The 21,458-nt window shown below is 64.8% G+C and carries 18 protein-coding genes and 1 pseudogene; 6 read left to right on the forward strand and 13 right to left on the reverse strand.

The window, feature by feature from the left end:
* Positions 1–77: 77 nt before the first annotated feature.
* Positions 78–644 carry a DUF6101 family protein gene (locus H4I97_RS12960; RefSeq protein WP_182307642.1) on the forward strand — a complete coding sequence of 189 codons (567 nt, stop codon included), beginning with the start codon at positions 78–80 and terminating at the stop codon, positions 642–644.
* Positions 645–754: 110 nt separating this feature from the next.
* Here the strand turns inward: H4I97_RS12960 and ubiA are convergent, their stop codons facing one another.
* The 3 genes and pseudogenes from ubiA to H4I97_RS12975 all read right to left on the reverse strand — a co-directional run.
* On the reverse strand, positions 755–1,708 hold the full coding sequence (ubiA, locus tag H4I97_RS12965) for a 4-hydroxybenzoate octaprenyltransferase (RefSeq protein ID WP_182305081.1): 954 nt from the start codon (positions 1,706–1,708) through the stop codon (positions 755–757).
* Between the two features lie 126 nt (positions 1,709–1,834).
* The gene (locus H4I97_RS12970) at positions 1,835–3,091 is read right to left on the reverse strand and encodes a cyclopropane fatty acid synthase (RefSeq protein ID WP_182305082.1); all 1,257 of its coding nucleotides are present in this window, start codon (positions 3,089–3,091) and stop codon (positions 1,835–1,837) included.
* A gap of 266 nt (positions 3,092–3,357) precedes the next feature.
* Positions 3,358–5,547, reverse strand: a pseudogene (locus H4I97_RS12975) (Tex family protein); the annotation flags it as partial.
* Positions 5,548–5,719: 172 nt separating this feature from the next.
* Here H4I97_RS12975 and purD point away from each other — a divergent pair.
* From purD to H4I97_RS12995, 4 genes are all read left to right on the forward strand, one after another.
* Positions 5,720–6,991 carry a phosphoribosylamine--glycine ligase gene (gene purD / locus H4I97_RS12980; RefSeq protein WP_182305086.1) on the forward strand — a complete coding sequence of 424 codons (1,272 nt, stop codon included), beginning with the start codon at positions 5,720–5,722 and terminating at the stop codon, positions 6,989–6,991.
* Between the two features lie 121 nt (positions 6,992–7,112).
* Positions 7,113–7,580 carry a plant virulence effector HPE1-like domain-containing protein gene (locus H4I97_RS12985; RefSeq protein WP_182305087.1) on the forward strand — a complete coding sequence of 156 codons (468 nt, stop codon included), beginning with the start codon at positions 7,113–7,115 and terminating at the stop codon, positions 7,578–7,580.
* Positions 7,581–7,902: 322 nt separating this feature from the next.
* Positions 7,903–9,735 carry a methyl-accepting chemotaxis protein gene (locus H4I97_RS12990; RefSeq protein WP_182305089.1) on the forward strand — a complete coding sequence of 611 codons (1,833 nt, stop codon included), beginning with the start codon at positions 7,903–7,905 and terminating at the stop codon, positions 9,733–9,735.
* 166 nt (positions 9,736–9,901) lie between these two features.
* Positions 9,902–10,234, forward strand: a complete 333-nt coding sequence (locus H4I97_RS12995) for a hypothetical protein (RefSeq protein WP_182305091.1) — start codon at positions 9,902–9,904, stop codon at positions 10,232–10,234.
* Positions 10,235–10,321: 87 nt separating this feature from the next.
* Here the strand turns inward: H4I97_RS12995 and H4I97_RS13000 are convergent, their stop codons facing one another.
* The 8 genes from H4I97_RS13000 to H4I97_RS13035 all read right to left on the reverse strand — a co-directional run bounded on the left by H4I97_RS13000 (position 10,322) and on the right by H4I97_RS13035 (position 19,741).
* A complete protein-coding gene (locus H4I97_RS13000; protein ID WP_182305093.1) occupies positions 10,322–10,813 on the reverse strand; it encodes a 2-thiouracil desulfurase family protein in 492 nt (163 codons plus the stop codon).
* Positions 10,814–10,991: 178 nt separating this feature from the next.
* Positions 10,992–13,307: a glycine--tRNA ligase subunit beta gene (gene glyS, locus H4I97_RS13005; protein ID WP_182305094.1), complete on the reverse strand. Its 2,316-nt coding sequence runs from the start codon at positions 13,305–13,307 to the stop codon at positions 10,992–10,994.
* A gap of 208 nt (positions 13,308–13,515) precedes the next feature.
* Positions 13,516–15,417, reverse strand: coding sequence for a DUF2207 domain-containing protein (locus H4I97_RS13010; RefSeq protein WP_182307643.1), 1,902 nt, complete (start codon positions 15,415–15,417; stop codon positions 13,516–13,518).
* Between the two features lie 36 nt (positions 15,418–15,453).
* Positions 15,454–16,710: a 3-phosphoshikimate 1-carboxyvinyltransferase gene (gene aroA / locus H4I97_RS13015; RefSeq protein ID WP_182305096.1), complete on the reverse strand. Its 1,257-nt coding sequence runs from the start codon at positions 16,708–16,710 to the stop codon at positions 15,454–15,456.
* 42 nt (positions 16,711–16,752) lie between these two features.
* Positions 16,753–17,304 carry a LemA family protein gene (locus tag H4I97_RS13020; protein WP_182305098.1) on the reverse strand — a complete coding sequence of 184 codons (552 nt, stop codon included), beginning with the start codon at positions 17,302–17,304 and terminating at the stop codon, positions 16,753–16,755.
* Between the two features lie 90 nt (positions 17,305–17,394).
* Positions 17,395–18,135, reverse strand: a complete 741-nt coding sequence (locus tag H4I97_RS13025) for a DUF4328 domain-containing protein (RefSeq protein ID WP_182305099.1) — start codon at positions 18,133–18,135, stop codon at positions 17,395–17,397.
* Positions 18,132–19,085 (reverse strand): glycine--tRNA ligase subunit alpha, encoded by a 954-nt coding sequence (locus H4I97_RS13030; RefSeq protein ID WP_182305101.1) that lies wholly within the window; start codon positions 19,083–19,085, stop codon positions 18,132–18,134. Before H4I97_RS13030 ends, H4I97_RS13025 begins: the two co-directional genes overlap by 4 nt.
* An 89-nt stretch (positions 19,086–19,174) precedes the next feature.
* Positions 19,175–19,741, reverse strand: a complete 567-nt coding sequence (locus H4I97_RS13035; protein ID WP_182305102.1) for a TetR/AcrR family transcriptional regulator — start codon at positions 19,739–19,741, stop codon at positions 19,175–19,177.
* Positions 19,742–19,817: 76 nt separating this feature from the next.
* On the opposite strand from H4I97_RS13035, the gene H4I97_RS13040 reads away from it, so the two are divergent.
* The gene (locus H4I97_RS13040) at positions 19,818–20,288 is read left to right on the forward strand and encodes a nuclear transport factor 2 family protein (RefSeq protein ID WP_148161900.1); all 471 of its coding nucleotides are present in this window, start codon (positions 19,818–19,820) and stop codon (positions 20,286–20,288) included.
* 12 nt (positions 20,289–20,300) lie between these two features.
* Here H4I97_RS13040 and H4I97_RS13045 read toward each other — a convergent pair whose 3' ends face one another.
* Positions 20,301–20,492 (reverse strand): hypothetical protein, encoded by a 192-nt coding sequence (locus H4I97_RS13045; RefSeq protein ID WP_148175684.1) that lies wholly within the window; start codon positions 20,490–20,492, stop codon positions 20,301–20,303.
* 30 nt (positions 20,493–20,522) lie between these two features.
* Positions 20,523–21,392 (reverse strand): S49 family peptidase, encoded by an 870-nt coding sequence (locus tag H4I97_RS13050; RefSeq protein ID WP_182305103.1) that lies wholly within the window; start codon positions 21,390–21,392, stop codon positions 20,523–20,525.
* Positions 21,393–21,458 lie beyond the last annotated feature (66 nt).

Below are 21,458 nucleotides of genomic sequence, written 5' to 3' on the forward strand. Positions count from 1 at the left end.
TCTTCGCGATCAGAGGACGCAAAGTCCCGAAGCGATGGCCATGACGGCTCTCGAGGTAAAACAAGGGTAGATTGATGATGATGAACACGGTTATGAAGCCTGCCTGGGCGGGCGCGACGCTGAGACTGGATCCGTCCCGTTTCCCGCATCAGATCACTTACGCATTGCGCGAAGCGGCCGGCGATGTCACGATCACCATTGACGAACGCGGCGCCATTCTGCGAAAGGTCTTGCCTTCGAGCGGCCTGCCGCTCTCCTTCGCCCTTCCGGCCCGCGCCTTCAAGGGCGTTGCTGCGCGGGCCATCGACCATGGAGACGGAGAGGTAACGGTAACCTTGGAACTGCATCACGAAGATCCAGACCTGTGCATCCCGCTTTTGGTGGCACACGACCTCTGCGATATCGCGGCCGACTGGCGCGGATGGGCGGACGCCTTCCGGATCCCGATGCTGATGGTCGAGGCTGACGGTGTCGCCCGTCCGCTCGAGGAGCATCTCGGTGACGTCAAGGCCCGCGCCACCCAGCCGCGCCGCCGCCATTCCTATTTCGCACAGCGCCGCCCGCGCTTCCTGGTCCGCCGCTCGACCGGTAGCCTCGGCGTGGCCATGAAGATTTCCGGCAAGGAAATCATCGCCCGCAACTGATCCCGACACCGGTCACCGGTTCTTTTCGGGACAATCGCACAGCTCACTGAACACAAGGCCCCGCTCATCCCGATGCGGGGCCTGTTTCGTTTCGGGCCATCGATCCTGCGTCAGGCGAAAGGCAGCGCGGCAAGAAGCCCGAGGAAGATGATCGCCCCAACCCGGCTGTTGGACTTGAAGAGGTCGAGGCACTGGGCCGCGTCGTCGATGTCGAGGACGGCGATCTGATAGATGAACATGCCGCCGGCGGCGAGAAGGCCGGCAAAAGCGAGTAAACCGGCCCCCGCTGCGAAGAAGGCGGCGGCGAGCAGAACGAGCGTCAGGCCATAGAGGCCGACCAGCCAGGCGCGGGTATTTTCGCCAAAGAGGCGCGCGGTGGAGCGCACGCCGATCAGCGCATCGTCCTCCTTGTCCTGATGGGCGTAGATCGTGTCGTAGCCGATCGTCCAGGCGACGGCGGCGATGTAGAGCAGAACCGCCGGCAGCGACAGTGCGCCGAAGAGCCCGGCCCAGCCCATCAGTCCGCCCCAGGAGAAGGCAAGCCCGAGGAAGAATTGCGGCCAGTCGGTGAAGCGCTTGGCGAAGGGATAGATCGCGACAATCGCCAGCGAGAGCACTCCGAGGCCGATCGCAAAGCCGTTGAAGCAGAGGAGTACGAAAAGACCGGTGAGGGCCTGCGCCGCCATGAAGAGTTTTGCCTGCAGGCGGCTGACGCGACCGGAGGGAAGCGGCCGCGAGCGGGTACGGGCAACCGCCATGTCGATCTCGTGGTCGACGAGGTCGTTGTAAGTGCAGCCGGCGCCGCGCATGGCGACCGAACCGATGAAGAAGAGCACGAGATGGAAGGCGAAGAGCGCAAGGCTCAGCCGCCCCTCCCCCTGCAGGACGTTGGCAGCGAGCGCCGACGACCAGAAGCAGGGCCACATTAGGAGCTGCCAGCCGATCGGCCGGTCCCAGCGGGCGAGCTGGGCATAGGGCCAGGCTGCGCGCGGCAGGACGCGATAGACCCAGTTGTCGGAAGGCGCATCGGCGACGCGGCCGGAATTTTCAGCAAACGTGTTCATGCCGGATTGATAGACCAAACACCGGCGGAAGAAAACAAGAGCGCTCCGCCGTTCGCACTCCCCACCGCCTTTTCCCGTGCCGGCCGGCACGGGGCTGTTTGCGGGCTTGCGGTCTGACTGTCCTCCTCAGTACGTCACCTTCTCGAGCGGCGGGCGCGTGGCGTCGAAGACGGCAAGTGACGCCTCACGCTCGGCCATGTAGCCGCGCGTATCGGGAACCGCGAAGGTGTTCCGGGCAAGCTGCATCTGGAAGATGAAGAAGCCCTGATGCGTGAAGGCCATCTCCGAACCGGCGAGATAAAACTCCCACATGCGGACGAACCGCTCGTCATAGAGCCGGATCACCTCCTCCTTGCGGGCGAGGAACCGTTCCCGCCACAGGCGGAGCGTGCGCGCGTAGTGGCGTGGCATGATCTCGATGTCTCGGACGAAGAGGCCCGCCTTCTGCACCGCCGGCAGCACCTCGGCGAGCGAGGGAATGTAGCCTCCCGGGAAGATGTACTTCTCGAAGAAGGGATTGTTGACGAGCGGCGGCGTCGGCTGGCCGATCGAATGCAGCAGCATGACACCGTCCTCGTCGAGCAGCTCTGCCGCCTTGCGGAAGAACCGGCCGTAGTTGGAAGGACCGACATGCTCGAACATGCCGACCGAGACGATCCGGTCGAAGGGCTTCGCCTTCATGGTGCGGTAGTCCTGCAGCTCGAAGCGGACGCGGGAGGAAAGCCCGCGTTTCTCCGCCCGGTCACGCGAGACGCGCAGCTGTTCGGTGGACAGCGTGATGCCCGTCACGTCGACCCCGGAGGACTCGGCGAGATACATCGCCATGCCGCCCCAGCCGGAACCGATCTCCAGCACGCGCTGGCCTTCGTCGAGCAGCAGCTTGGCGGCGATGTGGCGCTTCTTGGCGACCTGAGCCTCTTCCAGCGAGGTCTCCGGCGTCTCGAAATAGGCGCAGGAATACTGCCAGTCGGGATCGAGGAAGAGGTCGAAGAGCTTGGCCGAGAGGTCGTAGTGGTGGGCGACGTTACGTTGGTTGTGGTTGAAGGGAAGGAGGCGCTGCAGGCGGGTGAGTGCCAGCCGGGCAACCCCGCGCCAGATCATGCCGGGGCTCAGATCCTCGGCAAGCGTGTTGGACTTCACGAGCGCGAGGAGATCGTAGATATCCCCCGCGTCCATGACCATGCGGCCATCCATGTAGATTTCGCCGAGCTTCAGCTGCGGATCATCGACAAGTTCGTTCTCGGCCTTCTGGTCGGTGAAGCGGATGGCGATCGGTTCGCCCGTGCCGTCTCCGTAATTCCTGGATTGTCCGTCTGCGGTGGTAGCGGTCAGTGTACCGGTTCTGACTATGCGATTCAGTAATCCCTCAAGCTTCGAGGTCATTCATGCCCCCAATCTGCTATCAACGAATATGAAACGAGAAAAAATCTAACGCTTTTATCAGCTTGGACAAGCGCGAGATTATTATCGACGGTTCATATTTCTTGAAGCCGGGGACGGGCGGCGTCTTTGCGCCGCCCTTTGCCTCACTTCTTGCGGAAGGCTTCCGCCAGCGCAGCACCGAGGCTTCCCTGCTGCGGACGCGCCTCCTGCCGGGCCGGCGGCTTGCCGCTGCCGGGACGCGACGGACCCGATCCACGGCTGTCGCGGGCAGACGGTGGCGGCGCCTCGCCGCCGTCCTTACGCATGGTGAGCGCGATTCGCTTGCGCTTGACGTCGACCTCGACGACGCGGACCTTCACCACATCGCCGGCCTTCACCACCTCGTGCGGATCCTTGACGAAACGGTCGGCGAGCTGGGAGACGTGGACGAGGCCGTCCTGGTGCACGCCGATATCGACGAAGGCGCCGAAGGCGGCGACATTCGTCACCGTTCCCTCGAGCAGCATGCCGGGCTTCAGATCGGTGATCTCGTCGACGCCCTCGGCAAAGGTCGCGGTCCTGAAGCTCGGACGCGGGTCGCGCCCGGGCTTCTCGAGCTCGGCCATGATGTCCTTTACGGTCGGCAGGCCGAACTGCTCATCGATGAATTTGCGCGGATCGAGGCTTCGCAGAGTGGCGCTGTCGCCCATCAGCGTGCGCAGGTCGCGGCCGCAAGCGGCGACGATCTTCTTTGCCACGCCATAGGCTTCCGGGTGGACGGCCGAGGCATCGAGCGGCTCCTTGCCGTTCGGAATCCGCAGGAAGCCGGCGCATTGCTCGAAGGTGCGCGCGCCGAGGCGGGACACCTTGAGGAGTTCCTTGCGGCTTTCGAACGGGCCGGTCTCGTCGCGGTGGGCGACGATCGCCTCGGCGATGGAACCGGAGAGGCCGGAGACGCGCGCGAGCAGCGGCGCCGAAGCCGTGTTCAAGTCTACGCCGACGGCGTTCACCGCGTCTTCGACCACTGCGTCGAGCGAGCGGCCGAGCTTCGCCTGGTCGACGTCGTGCTGGTACTGGCCGACGCCGATCGACTTCGGCTCGATCTTCACCAGCTCGGCGAGCGGGTCCTGCAGACGGCGGGCGATCGACACGGCACCGCGCAGCGAGACGTCGAGGTTCGGGAATTCCCGCGCCGCGGTTTCGGAAGCCGAATAGACCGAGGCGCCCGCTTCGGAAACGATCACCTTGGTCGGCTTCGGTGCCGGCATCTGGGCGAGCATGTCGGCGACCAGCTTCTCCGTCTCGCGGCTGCCGGTGCCGTTGCCGATGGCGATCAGCTCGACCTTGTGCTTGCGGATGAGGCTCGCCAGCTCCGCCTGCGTGCCGCGAACGTCGTTCTTCGGCGGGAAGGGATAGACCGTCGTGGTGTCGACGACCTTGCCCGTGCCGTCGACAACCGCGACCTTCACGCCGGTGCGGATGCCCGGATCGAGTCCCATGGTGGCGCGCGAGCCGGCGGGTGCTGCGAGCAGCAGATCCTTCAGGTTGCGGGCAAAGACGTGGATCGCCTCCTCCTCCGCCCGCTCGCGCAGTTCGCGCATGAGATCGAGGGAGAGCGACATCGAGAGCTTCACCCGCCAGGTCCAGCCGGCGACCTCCATCAGCCAGCGGTCGGCGGGCCCCTTGTCGGCGATGGTGAAGGCGGCGGCGATCATCCGCTGCGCCGGCTTCACCGGAGACGGGTCGTCCCGGTCCGCCTCGATTGCGAGTGTCAGCACCTCTTCGTTCCAGCCGCGCAGCATGGCGAGTGCGCGGTGACCGGGAACCGTCGCCCAGCGCTCCGAATGGTCGAAATAGTCGGCGAATTTCTCGCCCGCCTGTTCCTTGCCCTCGACCACCTTGGAATAAAGCAGCGCCCGGTCCTTGAGGTCGTTGCGCAGCCGGCCGAGCAGGTCGGCATTCTCCGCGATGCCTTCGGCGACGATGTCGCGCGCGCCTTCGAGCGCCGCCTTCACGTCCGGCACCTCTTCGGTCAGATAGGCTTCGGCGAGCTTCGCCGGATCGGCCGTGCGGTCCGCCCATATCGCCTCCGCGAGGGGTGCAAGCCCGCGCTCGCGGGCGATTTCGGCGCGTGTGCGGCGTTTCGGCTTGTAGGGAAGATAGATATCCTCCAGTTCGGCCTTGGTGGCGACGCCGGCGATCTTCGCGGCGAGCTCGTCGGTCATCTTGCCCTGCGAGGTGATCGACTCGACAATCGCCTTGCGACGCGCGGCAAGCTCGCGCAGGTAGATCAGCCGTTCGGCGAGATTACGCAGCTGGGTATCGTCGAGACCGCCGGTCACTTCTTTGCGGTAGCGCGCGATAAACGGCACGGTCGCGCCTTCGTCCAGCAGGCCGACCGCCGCCACCACCTGGTCGGGGCGCGCACTGATCTCGGCGGCAATGATCGCGGAAATGGATTTGATGTCGTCGGCCATGAACATTCCTGTCCTCTTAAGAAGTCGGCAGACCATAGCGGCGGATTGTGCCAAGGCAACGGCACCCTCCCCGCCTCCACAGGAAAGCATGGCCTGAAAGCGCATATGCCACCTTGACCTTTCGCCCCCCTGCCCTTAACGCCCGGCTATCAAAGGATTTCGGAGACGAGCGATGAAGGTTCTGTTGATCGGGTCGGGCGGGCGCGAACATGCGCTGGCGTGGAAGCTTGCGCAGTCGCCGCTGATGGAGGCCTTTTATGCCGCGCCGGGCAATCCCGGCATCGCCGAGCATGCGGCCCTCGTCGCCCTCGATGTCGACGACCATGGCGCCGTCATCGCCTTCTGTAGGGAAAAGGCGATCGACTTCGTCGTCGTCGGGCCGGAAGCGCCGCTGGTGGCCGGGCTTGCCGACGTGCTGCGCGCCGCCGGCATCGCCGTCTTCGGGCCGTCCGCCGCCGCTGCCCAGCTCGAAGGCTCGAAGGGCTTCACCAAGGATCTCTGCGCCCGCTTCGATATCCCGACCGGCGCCTATCAGCGCTTCAACAACGCGCCGAAGGCCAAGGCCTATGTCCGGGCGGAAGGCGCGCCGATCGTCATCAAGGCCGACGGGCTTGCCGCCGGCAAGGGCGTGACGGTTGCGATGACGCTCGATGAGGCGCTCGCCGCGATCGACGACTGCTTCGAAGGCGCCTTCGGCTCGGCCGGCGCGGAAGTGGTGGTCGAGGCATTCCTCGACGGCGAGGAAGCGAGCTTCTTCTGCCTTTGCGACGGCAAGCACGCGCTTCCGCTCGCCACCGCCCAGGACCACAAGCGCGTCGGCGACGGCGACACCGGCCCGAACACAGGTGGCATGGGCGCCTATTCGCCGGCCCCGGTGATGACGCCGGAAATGGTCGAACGCACGATGAAGGAGATCATCGAGCCGACCATGCGCGGCATGGCCGAGATGGGCACGCCCTTCAGCGGCGTCTTCTTCGCCGGCCTGATGATCACCGCCAAGGGACCGGAACTCATCGAATACAATGTCCGCTTCGGCGATCCGGAATGCCAGGTGCTGATGATGCGGCTGAAGAGCGATCTGCTGCCGCTGCTTTACGCCACCGCGACCGGCACGCTCGACCAGGTTTCGGCCGAGTGGATCGACGATCCGGCACTCACCGTCGTGCTCGCCTCGAAGGGCTATCCCGGTGCCTACGACAAGAACACGCCGATCGAGGTCATGCCCGCGGAGACGGCGGGCGCCAAGATCTTCCATGCCGGCACGGCGGTAAAGGACGGGAAGCTCGTCGCGACCGGCGGGCGCGTGCTGAATGCGACGGCGACCGGCAAGACGGTCGCCGAGGCGCAGGCGCGGGCCTATGCGCTGGTGGACCAGGTGACGTGGGAAAACGGCTTCTGCCGCCGCGACATCGGCTGGCGGGCGATCGCGCGCGAGAAAAACTGAACGCTACGCCGATTTTGGGACGAAAAAGGCGCTATTCGGTCAATATTTACCATTCCTCCTGACCGGATATCAACAAAGCCGGTCTAGCCTCCCCGATAACAGCTCGGGGAGTGCTTGTACCATGCGTCGTCTGATCCTGACCGCAGCCGCCATCCTGGCCACCGGCCCGGCCATGGCATCGTCCGTCGAAGTCATCCATGCGGTTCCGCGCACGGAGAGCCACAGCGTCGAGGTGATGCGCTGTCCGGATTGCCCGCCGCCGGTCGCCGTCAAGAAGAGCGACTATATCGTGCCGACGCTTGCCGCCGGAGAACAGAAGGCGGAAATCAAGGACGTCAACGGCGAACGCAAACTCATTCGCACCGAGGCATGGATGGGCGGTTCGCCGGTCGTCTTCATCAACAAGGCCGAGGGCTGGGCGACGGACGGCTCGATCGTCACCGCCGCCATTGCCGGCCAGGAAGGCGGAAGCGACGTCGGCATCGACGCAACAGCCACCACGGCAGCCGTCGGCGGCGAGGCCGGCGCGGCAACCGCGACCCGAGCGGCGACGCTCGACACGTCAGGCTTCGAACTCAGGCTGCCCTGACGCCCGCCACGACATCCCCCTGCCCCTACGATCGCACGATCCAGGTTGAACGGGCAGCCGCCGCAGCGACTGCGGACAAATGCGCCCGGACATCCCGTCCGGGCGCATTGCGTTTCCCGCCCTTCGGCGGATCGGCACAAGGCATTGACTATCCTTAGGTATAAGCCCCCTTCTAAATTAGGGGAAAGTTTATAGTTGCATCGCTATGGATCGATACCAAGTGCGATGCAGCACATGACGGGCGCAGGAAGCGCCGACACACCGTCGGTCGAGCTGCGATCCCCATCCAGGCAGCGGAACCGGCCCCTGTCTGAGAGGCCCGATGAAGAACCTTAGAATTTCCAGCCAGCTTATGATGCTGATCGGCGGGCTGATGCTCGCCTTCGCGATCACCACCTTCTTCCAGATTCGCGCTTCGGCAAACGCCATCTACCACGAACGCTACGAGATGCTGCGCACGCAGACCGAGGCCGCGGTCTCCGTTCTCGCGCGTTATCACGACCTTGAGGTGAAGGGTGAGCTGACGACCGAGGAAGCCAAGGCGCAGGCTTACGACGTCGTCGCCAAGATCCGGTACGAGCCGGACGGCTACATCTTCGGCTACGACTACGACGTCAACCGGGTGTTCTACCTGGGTGGCAAGGACATCGGCAAGAATTTCGCCAACGTCACCGACAAGTCCGGCAACAAGTTCCTTGTCGAGATGGTGAAGACCGCCCGGCAGGGCGGCGGCTGGACGACCTATGAATGGCCGAAGCCCGGCATGGCGGAAAACCAGCTCTCGCCGAAGGCTGCCTACTCGACCACCTTCGAGCCATGGGGCCTGATGATCGGCACCGGCGCCTATCTGGATGATCTCGACGCAGCCATCATGGACAGCGTCCAGGGCGCCCTGCTCGTCGGCCTCGTCGTCTTCGCGCTCGGCAGCTTCGCCGCCTTCGCCGTTATCCGCGGCATCACGAAGCCGCTCACCGCGATCCACGATGCGCTCGAAGCCGTCGCCGACGAGAACGTCACCATCGCGATCCCGCACACGGACATGCGCAACGAGGTCGGCATGATGGCGAAAGCCACGCTCTCGCTGCAGGATAAGGTGCGTGAGCGCCATGCCATGGCGGAACGCCAGAAGGTACAGGACCGCGAACTCGACAGCGAGCGGCAGCAGAACGCCGCCCTGCAGCAGCAGGAGAGCGAGCGGCAGGCGCATGTGGTCGCGACCATCGGCGTGGCTCTGGAAGAGCTTGCCGGTGGCGACCTGACCATCCGTTGCGGCGATCTGGGTCCGAAATACGCGACGCTTCGCGACAACTTCAACGATGCGCTCTCGCATCTCGAAGCGGCGATGTCCAAGGTCAGTGCAAAAGGCGTCGACATCGGCGGCTCGAAGGAGGAAATCCGCCGCGCCTCCAACGAACTCTCCCAGCGCACCGAGCGGCAGGCCGCGAACCTCGAGGAAACCTCGGCAGCCCTCGACGAGCTCACCGTCGCCGTCCGCCAGACGGCGGAGGGTGCACAGGAGGCCGCCAAGCGGGTCAATACGGTCTCCAGCGAAGCATCCCGTTCGGATGCCGTCGTCGCCGAGGCGATCGGCGCGATGAGCGGCATCGAGAAGTCCTCGATGGAGATCGGCAAGATCATCGGCGTCATCGACGAGATCGCCTTCCAGACCAACCTGCTGGCGCTCAACGCGGGGGTCGAGGCGGCGCGTGCCGGCGAAAGCGGCAAGGGTTTTGCCGTCGTCGCCCAGGAAGTGCGCGAACTCGCCCAGCGTTCGGCGGCCGCCGCGAAGGAGATCAAGGACCAGATCTCGCATTCGACCGGCCAAGTGCAGAACGGCGTGCAGCTCGTCGGCCAGGCCGGCGAGGCGCTGAAGCGGATCTCCGACCAGATCAAGACGGCAAGCGACATCGTCTCGAAGATCGCCCATTCGGCGGTCGAGCAGGACACCACGCTGCGCTCGATCTCCTCGGCGATGAACCAGCTCGACGCCGCGACCCAGCACAACGCCGCCATGGCCGAGGAAACCACCGCATCGGCCGAGGCGCTGGCCAGCGACACCGAGGAACTGCTCACCCTCATCCGCAGCTTCAAGGTCTCCGGCAGCCAGGGCATCGGCCTGCAGCGCGTCGCGCAGCAGATGCGCATGGCGAGCTGACGGCTGTTCTCATCATGCCGAAAAGCCGCCGGAGTGATCCGGCGGCTTTTTTTCGTCGCGGAGATGTTTTTCTTCTGCCTGTCAGCTTCCCGTCAGATAGCGGTCAGCTAACCGTCAGCCGATGTTGAGTATTCATAATCCCATCTTCAACACGGAGGACAGACCAATGAAGACCTACACCGCAGTATTCGCCGCCCTTCTCGCCGCTTCCACTTCCTCGTTGCTTGCTGCGCCTGCCATGGCCACCGAGAAATGCTCCACCGTCGCCCAGTGCCTCGGCCACGAAACTGCCTCGGCCGGCAGCAACCGTTCGAGCGACGACAACGGCATGGGCCATACCGAACGCAACCGCGAGCGCAACGAACGCAATGGCAATGACGACAACGGCCGCGGCGAGAACGACCACGGTGCCGGTCACGACAACGGCAACGACAGCGATCACGGCGGCGGCCATGACGGCGGCAGCGACCACAACGGCGGAAACGACAACGACGATTGATCCGGACACCCCCGGAGCTGATCAGGGCGGCGGCAACGCCGCCCTTCGCACGTCTGGCATGCCTTTGAGATGATCGCCGACTGGCGACTAGGTGCCTTCAGCGATGCGCGCGACGAGTGCCTCTATTTCGCGATCGGAAAAGACCGCAATGCCGGCCCGGCGCAGACGTGCGGCGGTTACGCCAAGACCCGGATGACGCACGCCGGAAAAGCTTCCGTCATAGATGAAGCCCGACCCGCAGGACGGGCTGCCGTCGATCAGGAGCGCGTAGGCGCAGCCGCTGGCGCGGGCGAACTCGACGGCCTTCTCTCCACCCACGACGAAGGCTTTCGAGACGTCGCGGCCGGTCTTCTCGATGACGCTTGCGCGTCCCTCGATTACGTCCTCGCCGCTCGCGCCGCCCTCGATTTCGGCCGGTGGGCGCGGCGTCGGAAGGCCGCCCGCCTGTTCCGGACAGAAGGCGACGAGCCGCCCCTCGGCCTTCCAGCGGTCGATCGCCGGATGGATGAGCGGCTTGCCCTTGCCGTCATAGCGGACCGGGCGGCCGAGAAGACAGGCGCTGATGAGGATTTTCGGCACTTTTCACTCCTCTCCCCTTGCGGGACGGGATAGCTCGCCCCAAGAGCGTCAGCGATTGGCACGGCGAGCTTGGTGCGGGGCGAACCTATCGCCTCGAACCCACCCCCTCACCTGAAAAATCTAGCATTTAGCTAAAGCTAAGATGCTGATTTTTCTTCCTCTCCCGCGAGGGGAGAGGCTAGCCGGCAATCTTCGAGAAGTCGGCGACCGTGCCGGTTGCCTCGCGGATTGCCTTCAAGAGTGCCAGGCGGTTGGCACGGATCGCGGCATCCTCGTCATTCACCAGCACGTCGTCGAAGAAGGTATCGACCGGCGCGCGGAGCTTCGACAGCGCCTGCATGGCGGAACGGAAGTCTTCCTTGGCCACGGCTTCAGCGGCTTCCGCTGTCGCGACCCTGATCGCGGCGTAAAGCGCCTTTTCGGCATCGAGCGTCAGCAGCGCCTCGGAGACAGCGTCGGCGACGACGGTGCCCTTCTTCTCTTCAGCGGCGAGAAGCTGGGTGGCGCGCTTGGTGCCAGCAAGCAAGTTGATGCCGTCCTCGGAGGTGATGAAGGCGGTCAGTGCCTCGGCACGGCGGGCGACCATCAAGAGGTCGTCGGCTTCGGGGGTGAGCACCGCATCGATGATGTCGTGGCGGGCGCCCTGGTCGCGCAAGTAGACCTTCAGACGGTCGTGGAAGAAGGAGAGGAGGTCGGTAACGAGCGGCTGATGATCATGCAAGGGTTTGGCACCAGCCTCAGGCAGGTACGTTAGCGCTACGGAGAAACGCGCCGCCGTCTCGTTCTGAATCGATCGCACTTCTTTGGCAATCTCGTCGACTGGCGCATCACTCACCCGACGAAGCACTTCTACGACGCCGCCCCAAATGAGTTCGAGCAGCGGCAACCGAATGTCCTTCTCCAACAAGGTCCGCACCACACCAAGCGCTGCACGGCGCAGCGCATAGGGGTCCTTCGAGCCGGTCGGCTTCTCGTCAATGGCCCAGAAGCCTACTAGCGTGTCCAGCTTGTCCGCCAGCGCGACTGTGATCGCCACCTTGTCTTCCGGCACGCGGTCGGAGGGGCCTTGCGGCTTGTAATGGTCCTCGATCGCTGCGGCGACGCTCTCGTGCTCGCCCTGCAGCAACGCATATTTGCGGCCCATGACGCCCTGGAGTTCGGGGAATTCGCCGACGGCCTCGGTGCGCAGGTCGGCCTTCGCCAGCACCACGGCGCGGTCGACGAGGGCGGCATCGGCGCCGACGATCGGCGCCAGTTCCTTCGCCAGCGTCCGGATGCGGGCAACGCGCTCGCCCTGCGTGCCGAGCTTGGCGTGGAAGGTGACGTTCAGCGCGTCGAGCTTGGCCATGCGCTGGTCGAGCGGCTTTGCAAGGTCGAGGCCGAATTTCGCGGCCGAGGCCTTCAGCGTGTCGAGGTCCGGCAGGTCGCCCTGGTCGCGCTTCCAGAAATGCAGCGCGTCGGAAAGGCGCGCGCGCACAACCTTGCCGTTGCCGTGCATGATCTCCTTGCCGCCGTCCTTCGCCTCGATGTTGGAGACGAGGATGAAGTGGTTGGAGAGCTTTTCCGTCTCGCCGTGCGGGCGGGTGACGAAGCACTTCTGGTTGGTCTTGATCGTCAGGCGGATGATTTCCGCCGGGATCGAGAGGAAATCCTCCTCGAAAGTGCCGAGCAGCACGTGCGGGTATTCGACGAGGCCGGAGACCTCTTCCAGCAGGTCGGCATCCTCGACGAGGTCGAGGCCGTTGGCAAAGGCGAGGTTCGCGGCATCCTGCGCGATGATCTGGCGGCGGCGCTCGGCGTCGAGCACGACCTTCGCCTTTTCGAGGCTCGCGACGTAATCGCCGAAGCGCCGGACGGGGATCGCTTCCGGCGCGTGGAAGCGGTGGCCGTAGGTGACGTTGCTTGCCACGATGCCGTCGATCTCGAAGGGAATGACGGCGACTTCGTCATGCTCGGTGCCGAAGGTGCAGACGATCGACTGCAACGGGCGTACCCAGCGCAGGCTTTCGCTGCCCTTGCCCTCGATGCCGCCATAGGACATGCCCCGCGGCATGGACCCGGAACCCGACCGCATCGACTTCGGCCAGGGGAAATCGCGGATGATGCCCGGCATGACGGCGGCGATGATTTCTTCGGCGGGGCGGCCGGGCTTCTCGATGAAGGCGACGTAGAAATCGCCCTTCTTCGGATCGCTCACCACCTGCGCCTGGGAGACGTCGGAAAGACCCGCGCCGCGCAGAAAACCCTCGATCGCCTTTTCCGGCGCGTCGACGCGCGGCCCCTTCTTCTCCTCGCGGACATCGGCGGAGCGAGCGGTGAGCCCGCGGATGTCGAGCGCAAGGCGGCGCGGCGTCCAGTATTCGCGCGCACCCTCGTAAGTCAGCCCCGCCTCGACCAGCGCGTCGGTCACGAGCTTCTTCAGGTCGCCCGCCGCCTTGCGCTGCATGCGGGCAGGAATTTCCTCGGAGCGGAGTTCAAGCAGAAGATCGGGCATGGTCTCTTTCCTCACCCTCCCCTTGAGGGGGAGGGTCGGACCGCAGGTCCGGGGTGGGGTGATAAAGGCTAGCTCCTGCTAGCAAAATTTGCCCCGTCCGCACAATCGCGAATTTGGCACGGAGCAGAGAAGATCTGATGGGATGGGCAAGCGTCACCCCCACCCGCCGCTTCGCGGCGACCTCCCCCCTCAAGGGGGAAGTGGGAGTTTACCACCCTCCGCCACCGCCACCGCCGCCGCCGCCGCCGGAGAAGCCGCCGCCCGAGGAGAAGCCGGAGGACGAGCTCTTGACCGGTTGCGGGATGGTCGAGGCCATGGTGGAGGCCATCGCCGAGGAGAAGCCGCCGATGCGGTCGCCGACGCCGCGCGAAAGATCGCCGTGATACCAGGCCGGCTGGTAGCTCGCCGCGGCGGCGCCGGCTGCGGCCGATGCGAGCCAGGTCTCGAAGGTGCTGGTCCAGGGCTTCTCGACGCCCAGCGCAACCGCATAGGGGAGCAGGGTTTCATAGTGGCTCGGCGACATTTTCGGTGCGCCCTGCATGTTGAGCCGGTCCTTCTCGGCGAGCGTCATGTAGGTGCGCAGGCCCTCGATACCGTCCATCATCTTGCGGCCGATCGGCGTCGGCGCGCCCATCAGGAAGAAGAAGAGCACGTTGAGCAGCACGATGGCGCCGACCGCGATCACCACTTCCGTCTGTCCGGCATCGGCAAGGTCGAAGACGGCTGCCACGAGAACGAGGGACAGGATGCTGAAACCGACGAAACCGATCACCGTCAGCACGACGATCGCGACAATCTTCGAAAGGAGCGAGGAGTTGCGGCTCACCCCCTTGCCGATCGCCACCCCGAACGCGCCGAAGAAGATGGAAAAGAAAGTCGGGATGAACATCAGCCCGATCGTGTCTTCTTCCAGCGTTCCGAAGACGAAGAGCGCCACGAGTGCTGCGATGCTAAGCGCCACGCCGCCGGCGAAGTAGCCGGAATTGGCGCGGTAGTATTTGCCGCGATGCTCCTTCTCGATGGCGCTGCGGAACTTGCGGCCGACGCTCTCGACCCGCTTTCCGTTCTTCTTGTCGATGGTGAACGCGCTGTCGGCCTCGCCGAGTTCCGCAAGCAGGCTCGCCTGCCCGCCCGGAAGCGTCGTCGGCGCGGCCTTGCCGGTCCGCCGCACGACGATCGACTTTTCCAGATCGTCGAGCTCGACATAGCCGTGGACCGCGAGATCGATCAGCGAGGCGGAGAGCGCCGTCCAGCCGGCACCGGAAAAGCCCTTGTTGTCGATGTAGTTGACGAGCGCCGGCGAAATGCCCTCCGGCGGGTCCCAGCGCGGCACGATCACGCCCCCGTCCGGATCGCGGCCGACGGCGATCCACGAACGCAGGTAGTAGGCAAAGACCAGGAAGAGCCCGCCGAAGCCGAGGATCGCGTTGATGTTATCGCGGAGGAACCACCACCGGCTCTGCCCGGCGGTCGGCGCGGCGACGACGCCTTTCGGGAAGCCGAGGACGATGGTCAGCCCCTCCTGAGGGCCGAGCGCACCGGTCGTCTCGAACTCCAGACCACCGCTGCCGGGCACCACGCGGGCATCGCTCTCCGTCGATCCCTGCGAGCCGGTATAGACGGCCGTCTTCGTCGGCGTCGCACCGTCCGGAAGCGAGACCGTGGCGCTCGCCTCCTCGATCGGGAACTGCCAGCCGTTGCCGGTGACGTTCCAATAGAGCTCGTCATGATCGTCGAAATAGCGGATCTGCCGGCCGGTTTTATAGGTGAAGCGGTAGGTATATTCCCCCGGAGAGAGGAAGGTGTCGGCCGAGCCGGCATAGATGCGAATGCCGCCGGAAATGGTTTCGGTATGGTTCGCCTCGGGCTCGTCGTCGCGTTCGACCGAAAGGAGTTCGAAGTCGACCTTCGTGCGGCGACCGGCGGCGTCGACGGCATAGAGCGGGAAGTCGCGGAAGATGCCGCGCCGGATCTCGTTGCCCTCGGCGTTGACGGTGATCGTTTCCGTCACCGTCAGGGTCGCGTCGGCAGCGACCTCGATATCGGCATGATAGGACCTGATGACCTCTTCGGCCGCAGCCCCCCTCACGAGGGCCAGCGAGAGGAACATCGTGAAGAGGAGGCCGAAGAGCGTTTTCACGGTCGATTATCCCGCCTTGTATTGGACGCCGAGGGAGGCCAGCGCATCCCAGTAGTCGGGATAGGTCTTGGCGACACAGCCGGGGTCGAGAATGGTGATGCCGGAAATCTTCAGTCCGGCAAGCGCGAAGCTCATGGCGATGCGATGGTCGGCGAAGGTATCGATCGCAGTCGGCAGGTCCTGGCCGGCGAGTGCCGGATCGGAAAAGACGAGAAGGTCGTCGCCCTCCTCTGTCGCGAGCCCCGGGCGGATATTGTTCAGCCCCGTCGAGAGCGCCCGCACCCGGTCGCATTCCTTGACGCGAAGATTGGCGATGCCGGTGAAACGGACCGGCTTGTCGTTGAACACCGCGAGCACCGCGATCGTCGGGATCGCGTCCTGCATCTGCGAGCCGTCGATCACCGCCGGCATCGACGGGAAGGCGGCAATCACATCATGCGCCTTGGCATCCGGCTGGGTGAATGCACCGGCCGGCGTGCCGATGTCGATTGTGCCGCCGGTCAGCACTTCCGCCGCCCAGAGATAGGTGGCGGCAGACGCGTCCGGTTCGATGTGGAAGTCGGTCGCCGTATAGCCGGTCGGCGCGATCCGCCAGGAGGCGGGCGTCGGCTGCTCGACGCGCGCACCGAAAGCGCGCATGGCGGCAAGCGTCAGGTCGATATAGCCGCGCGCGCCGATGTCGGCGCCGGCAAGCTCGATCACGAACGGTTCCGAACCACAGGCCGCCGCCATCTGCAGGGCGGAGACATACTGACTGGAAAGGCCCGCATCGATCACCACGCGGTTTTCGGCGAAAGCGCCGGTGGCATCGATGGTGACCGGCGGACAGCCGGTCGGCGCGTCGATCGCCACACCCAGAGAACGCAGCGCATCGACCAGCGGCCGGATCGGGCGCTTGCGCATGTGCTCGTCGCCGTCGACTACATAGCGCCCGCGGCCGAGCGCCAGCGCTGCGGTGAGGAAGCGGGTGGCCGTGCCGGCATTGCCGAGAAAGAGCGGCGCGGTCGGCGGTTTTAGCTCGCCGGAACTCGTGACGACGAAGGTCGTCGCATCGGGCTCGTCGACGGTTACGCCCATCGCCCGCAGCGCCTCGGCCATGTAGCGGGTGTCGTCGCTCTTCAGCGCGCCGGTGAGACGGCTCGTCCCCTTCGCAAGCCCGGCGAGCAGCAGTGCGCGATTGGTGATCGATTTCGAACCCGGAGGGCTCACCCGTCCGGTGAGCGGATGGCCGGGCGGAATGATGGTCAGTCTGTCTGTCTTCATGCGTCTTGTCTCGGTCGCGCTCCGCTTCCGGGAGCGCTCAACTTAGAACTTCACCGTCGGAACGGCGCGGTCGGCCTCGTTGGCGATCTCGAAATAGGGCTTCTTGGCAAAGCCGAACTGGCCGGCCACCAGATTGGAAGGGAAGCTCTCGACCTTGACGTTCAGGTCGCGCGCGGCGCCGTTGTAGTAGCGGCGCGACATCTGGATTTCGCCTTCGATGGTTTCGAGCGAACGCTGCAGTTCCAGGAAGTTCTGGTTGGCCTTGAGGTCCGGATAGGCTTCCGCGAGCGCGATCACCCGGCCGAGCGCCTGGCCGAGCAGGCCTTCGGCGACGGCACGCCCCTCGACATCGCCGGCGGGTACGGCCTGCGCCTTGTTGCGCAGCGCGACCACTTCCTCGAGCGTCGATTTCTCGTGACCCGCATAGCCCTTGACCGTCTCGATGAGGTTCGGGATCAGGTCGGCGCGGCGCTTCAGCTGCACGTCGATGCCGGACCACGCCTCCTCGGCCATCTGCCGGGCTTTGACGAGGCCGTTATAGATGAAAACAACGTATAGAACGAGGGCGGCAAGTATCGCGAGAATAGTATACATCTTCCATGCTCCGGCGAGGGCAAACAATGCCGGACCTTATGCGTCCCGGCGCTGAAAGTCACCAGCCATTCTAGGGTCTTGCGGCGACTGTCATCGAGAATCTGTGTGATCTGCGCCCGTCCGGCGCCATGCCCGTTCGCGGCTGGAAAGATCGGCAAGGGCGATCTCTTGCCCGGGACGGATCGCCCGCAGGAAGCCGTCGCAGACAAGCAACAACAGGAGCTTGCCAACACCCCCGGCCGCGACGAGATGCAGCGCTGTTCGCGCACTCGCCATGTCCATCGGCGCGGATCCGGAGATGTCGAAACTGGCGGCGTCCAGCCCGAACGAGACCAGCGTGAGCGTGACGATCAGGGCGGGATGCCACTGAACCGCGCCCGTCGACCGTCCCTCTTCGCGTGCGGAAACATCGCCGAGGTCGCTCATCGCGTAGACCGGCATCCAGAGGCTGACAATCGGAACGAGAAATCCGGCGACCGCCACCGATGGCGCGTAGCGCACGCTGCCGGGCGCAATGCGTTCGGCCAGCACGACGGAAAGCCAGATCAGCCGGAGCCAGAAGAGCAGGAGCACGCCACCCAGCAGGATCACCGTGAGATCCCACCCGGGCTCGATCGAAAGCCAGGTCCGAACGGCAGGGCTGTCGATTCCGGCGGTGATCCGCGATCCGGTGCGTTCGACCACGTAGGTCGCGTAGGCAAGGTAGAGATAGGAGACGACCTTGACGGCAATCAGCGCGCCGGTGGCCAGCGCAAGCCATTCCCAGAGGCGACGCGCCCGACCGAGTCGCCGGGCGAAGGCAGGAGCCGGCAGGGACCGGCTCGGCGTCACGCGGCGTTGCCGAGATTCGCCCCGCCGGCATCCGTCAGCAGGAAGGCTTCGCCGCAGGCCTTGGCGAGCGTGCGTACACGCAGGATATAGCTCTGGCGTTCGGTGACCGAGATCACGCCGCGGGCATCGAGCAGGTTGAAGACGTGGCTCGCCTTGATGCACTGGTCGTAGGCCGGAAAGACGCATTTGTGCAGGCGCTGGTTGTCGCTTTCGCCCGGGGCGCCGGCGGCGAGAAGCGCCTGGCATTCCTTTTCCGCGTCTTCGAAATGCCGGTGCAGCATTTCGGTGTTGGCGTATTCGAAATTGTGCCGTGAATATTCCTGCTCGGCCTGCAGAAAGACGTCGCCGTAGGAGATCTTCTCCTCGCCCTCGCGGCCGTTGAAGTTGAGATCGTAGACGTTGTCGACGCCCTGCACATACATGGCCAGACGCTCGAGGCCGTAGGTGAGTTCGCCGGCGACCGGCGAGCACTCGATGCCGCAGACCTGCTGGAAATAGGTGAACTGCGAGACTTCCATGCCGTCGCACCAGCATTCCCAGCCGAGACCCCAGGCGCCCAGCGTCGGGCTTTCCCAGTCGTCCTCGACGAAGCGGATGTCGTGCAGCAGCGGATCAAGGCCGATCGCCTTCAGCGAGCCGAGATAGAGCTCCTGCAGGTTGGACGGGTTCGGCTTCAGGATCACCTGATACTGGTAGTAATGCTGAAGACGGTTCGGATTTTCGCCGTAGCGGCCGTCGGAGGGGCGGCGCGAGGGCTGCACATAGGCCGCTTTCCACGGCTTCGGACCAAGCGCGCGAAGCGTCGTCGCCGGATGGAAGGTGCCGGCGCCAACTTCCATGTCGTAGGGCTGCAGGACGGCGCAACCCTTGTCGGCCCAGTAGTTGTGCAGCGTCAGGATGAGCGCCTGGAACGAGCGCTTGGGGTCCATGTGGGCAGGAATATCGGACATGGTGAAAGCCGGTCTTTGCTGGATCAGGATGTTACCGGGGTCAGTGCCACGCCCGGCCGGTCGGGTCAAGAGTCTGCACCGCGGCGAGGTCAGTCCCGCGCTCCCCGTTCGATCAATTGCAGCAGCGACGCCGCCTGATCCCGCAGCCCTTCGCGGAAACCCATCTGCGCGCGCACGATCGCACCCTCGATGACGATCATCGTCTCGCCGGCGACGCGCTCTGGCGCGGACAGGCCTAGACGGGTGGCGATGCCCCGCACATAGTCCTCCAGTTCGACCTTGTGGCCCATGGCGCCCTCGAATGCCTGCCCGAATTCCGCAACCGTATTGATGAAGGCGCAGCCGCGAAAATCCGGCTCTGCGAACCATTCGTCGAGCGCGAAGGCGAGCGCGGCAAGTCCCCGCTCCTCGATATGCCTTTCCACACGACCGCTGAACGCAGCCATCCAGCTCTCGTGGCGCGCGACGAGGAAGGCGCGGACCAGATCGTCCTTGGAGGGGAAATTGTTGTAGAACGACATCTTGGCGACGCGGGCTTCGGCAATGATCGTGTCGATGCCGGTGGCACGGATGCCGTTGCGGTAGAACAAGCGCTTTGCCGTTTCCAGGATGCGCTCCCGCGCAGGCGCCGCTGATTTCGTCTTCGTTCCGGTCATGACCGTTCTTGACAGACAGACCTGTACAGGTCAAGTATATAGACAGACCTGTCTATATAACAAAAAGGAATCATTCATGTCGAACCAGCGCCCTCCCCTTCCGCCCTTCGACGAGGAAACTGCCCGCCAAAAGGTCCGGGCCGCCGAAGATGCATGGAACAGCCGCGATCCCGAGCGCGTCTCGCTCGCCTACAGCCTCGACAGCCGCTGGCGCAACCGCGCGGATTTCCTGACCGGGCGCGCCGACATCGTGGCGTTTCTCACGCGTAAATGGATACGCGAGCTCGACTACCGGCTGATCAAGGAAATCTGGGCGTTTCGGGAGAATCGCATAGCGGTGCGCTTTGCCTATGAATGGCACGACGACGCACGGAACTGGTTCCGCTCGTACGGCAACGAGAACTGGCAGTTCGATGCCGACGGCCTGATGACCCACCGTCACGCATCGATCAACGATCTCCCGATCAAGGAAGCCGACCGCCTGTTCCACTGGCCGCTCGGACGCAGGCCCGACGACCATCCCTCGCTGTCCGATCTCGGATTGTAGGGGCGGCGAGCGCTATTCGCCTTCCCGCTTGACGCGGTACTCGCCGGTTTCGGGGTCCTTGACCAGCGTTCCCATGGCGCCGGTCTCCCGTTCCTGCTCGGCCTGCTTCGAACGAGCGGAGAGCTTCTCTGCATCCGCGACGAAGCGGCGGTAGAGCAGCATTCCGCCGCCGACCAGCAGAAGCAGGAGGATCAACTGCGCCATGCGTTCCGTTCCCGTGTCGTTTTCGCGGCCTCAGAGGCCGTAGCGCCCCCACAATGCCTTTTCTTCCAGCACTTCGGCAAGCCCGCCGACGGCGGCTGCGGCGATCTGTTCCGCATCCGGTGCGGCAAAGGCGGAAACGCCCGGAAGCCGCCGGCCGAAGAAATCCTTCGCGCCGCTGATCAGCTCCAGCCTGGCGTCCTTGCCGTAGCGGCGCTTGATGTCCTCGCGCATCCCGCCGAGACGATCGACGAGCCCGAGTTCCAGCCCGCGGCGGCCCGTCCAGAAGAGCCCGGAGAAAACGCCCGGTTCGTCCGCAAGTCGGCTTTCGCGGCGCGCCTTCACCATCTCGATGAAGATGGTGTGGATCTCCACCTGCAGGCTCTTCAGGTATTCGATGTCGCTTTCCTTCTCCGGCTGGAAAGGATCGAGGATCACCTTGTTCTCGCCGGCGGTGTAGACGCGGCGCTCGACGCCGATCTTCTTCAGAAGTTCAGGAAAGCCGAAACCGCCGGAGACGACGCCGATCGAGCCGACGATCGAGGACGGGTCGGCGACGATCTCGTCACCGGCCAGCGCGATCATGTAGCCGCCCGAGGCCGCGACGTCCTCGACATAGACGAGCACCGTCTTGCCCTTTTCCTCGGCCAAAGCGCGGATGCGCTCGAAGATCATCCGCGACTGGACCGGCGAGCCGCCTGGCGAATTCACGGATATGGCGACGGCCGGCGCATCCTTCCTGGAAAACGCCTTTTCGAGCATCGGTGCCACGCTTGCGAGATTGAGCGCCGGCTTGAACCTGGAGCCGCCTGCGGCGATCGTCCCGTGCAGGCGAACGACCGGGATCATCGTTCCCTTCTTGCGGAACCGTTTCGGCAACAGGCGATCGAGAAATTTCGGCATCAGGCGGCCCTTCATTTACGCTTACACGTCGTCAGGCCGTCCATGTAAGTCTTCCGGTGAAAAACA

It is taken from the genome of Ciceribacter thiooxidans (genome assembly GCF_014126615.1).
GTDB classification, from domain to species: Bacteria; Pseudomonadota; Alphaproteobacteria; order Rhizobiales; family Rhizobiaceae; genus Allorhizobium; species Allorhizobium thiooxidans.

Excerpts from the sequence above, each read along its gene's own strand:
- H4I97_RS12960 (WP_182307642.1), top strand. The coding sequence starts at position 78 with ATGATGAACACGGTTATGAAGCCTGCCTGGGCGGGCGCGACGCTGAGA.
- ubiA (WP_182305081.1), bottom strand. The coding sequence starts at position 1,708 with ATGAACACGTTTGCTGAAAATTCCGGCCGCGTCGCCGATGCGCCTTCC.
- H4I97_RS12970 (WP_182305082.1), bottom strand. The coding sequence starts at position 3,091 with ATGACCTCGAAGCTTGAGGGATTACTGAATCGCATAGTCAGAACCGGT.
- purD (WP_182305086.1), top strand. The coding sequence starts at position 5,720 with ATGAAGGTTCTGTTGATCGGGTCGGGCGGGCGCGAACATGCGCTGGCG.
- H4I97_RS12985 (WP_182305087.1), top strand. The coding sequence starts at position 7,113 with ATGCGTCGTCTGATCCTGACCGCAGCCGCCATCCTGGCCACCGGCCCG.
- H4I97_RS12990 (WP_182305089.1), top strand. The coding sequence starts at position 7,903 with ATGAAGAACCTTAGAATTTCCAGCCAGCTTATGATGCTGATCGGCGGG.
- H4I97_RS12995 (WP_182305091.1), top strand. The coding sequence starts at position 9,902 with ATGAAGACCTACACCGCAGTATTCGCCGCCCTTCTCGCCGCTTCCACT.
- glyS (WP_182305094.1), bottom strand. The coding sequence starts at position 13,307 with ATGCCCGATCTTCTGCTTGAACTCCGCTCCGAGGAAATTCCTGCCCGC.
- H4I97_RS13010 (WP_182307643.1), bottom strand. The coding sequence starts at position 15,417 with ATGTTCCTCTCGCTGGCCCTCGTGAGGGGGGCTGCGGCCGAAGAGGTC.
- aroA (WP_182305096.1), bottom strand. The coding sequence starts at position 16,710 with ATGAAGACAGACAGACTGACCATCATTCCGCCCGGCCATCCGCTCACC.
- H4I97_RS13020 (WP_182305098.1), bottom strand. The coding sequence starts at position 17,304 with ATGTATACTATTCTCGCGATACTTGCCGCCCTCGTTCTATACGTTGTT.
- H4I97_RS13030 (WP_182305101.1), bottom strand. The coding sequence starts at position 19,085 with ATGTCCGATATTCCTGCCCACATGGACCCCAAGCGCTCGTTCCAGGCG.
- H4I97_RS13035 (WP_182305102.1), bottom strand. The coding sequence starts at position 19,741 with ATGACCGGAACGAAGACGAAATCAGCGGCGCCTGCGCGGGAGCGCATC.
- H4I97_RS13040 (WP_148161900.1), top strand. The coding sequence starts at position 19,818 with ATGTCGAACCAGCGCCCTCCCCTTCCGCCCTTCGACGAGGAAACTGCC.
- H4I97_RS13045 (WP_148175684.1), bottom strand. The coding sequence starts at position 20,492 with ATGGCGCAGTTGATCCTCCTGCTTCTGCTGGTCGGCGGCGGAATGCTG.
- H4I97_RS13050 (WP_182305103.1), bottom strand. The coding sequence starts at position 21,392 with ATGCCGAAATTTCTCGATCGCCTGTTGCCGAAACGGTTCCGCAAGAAG.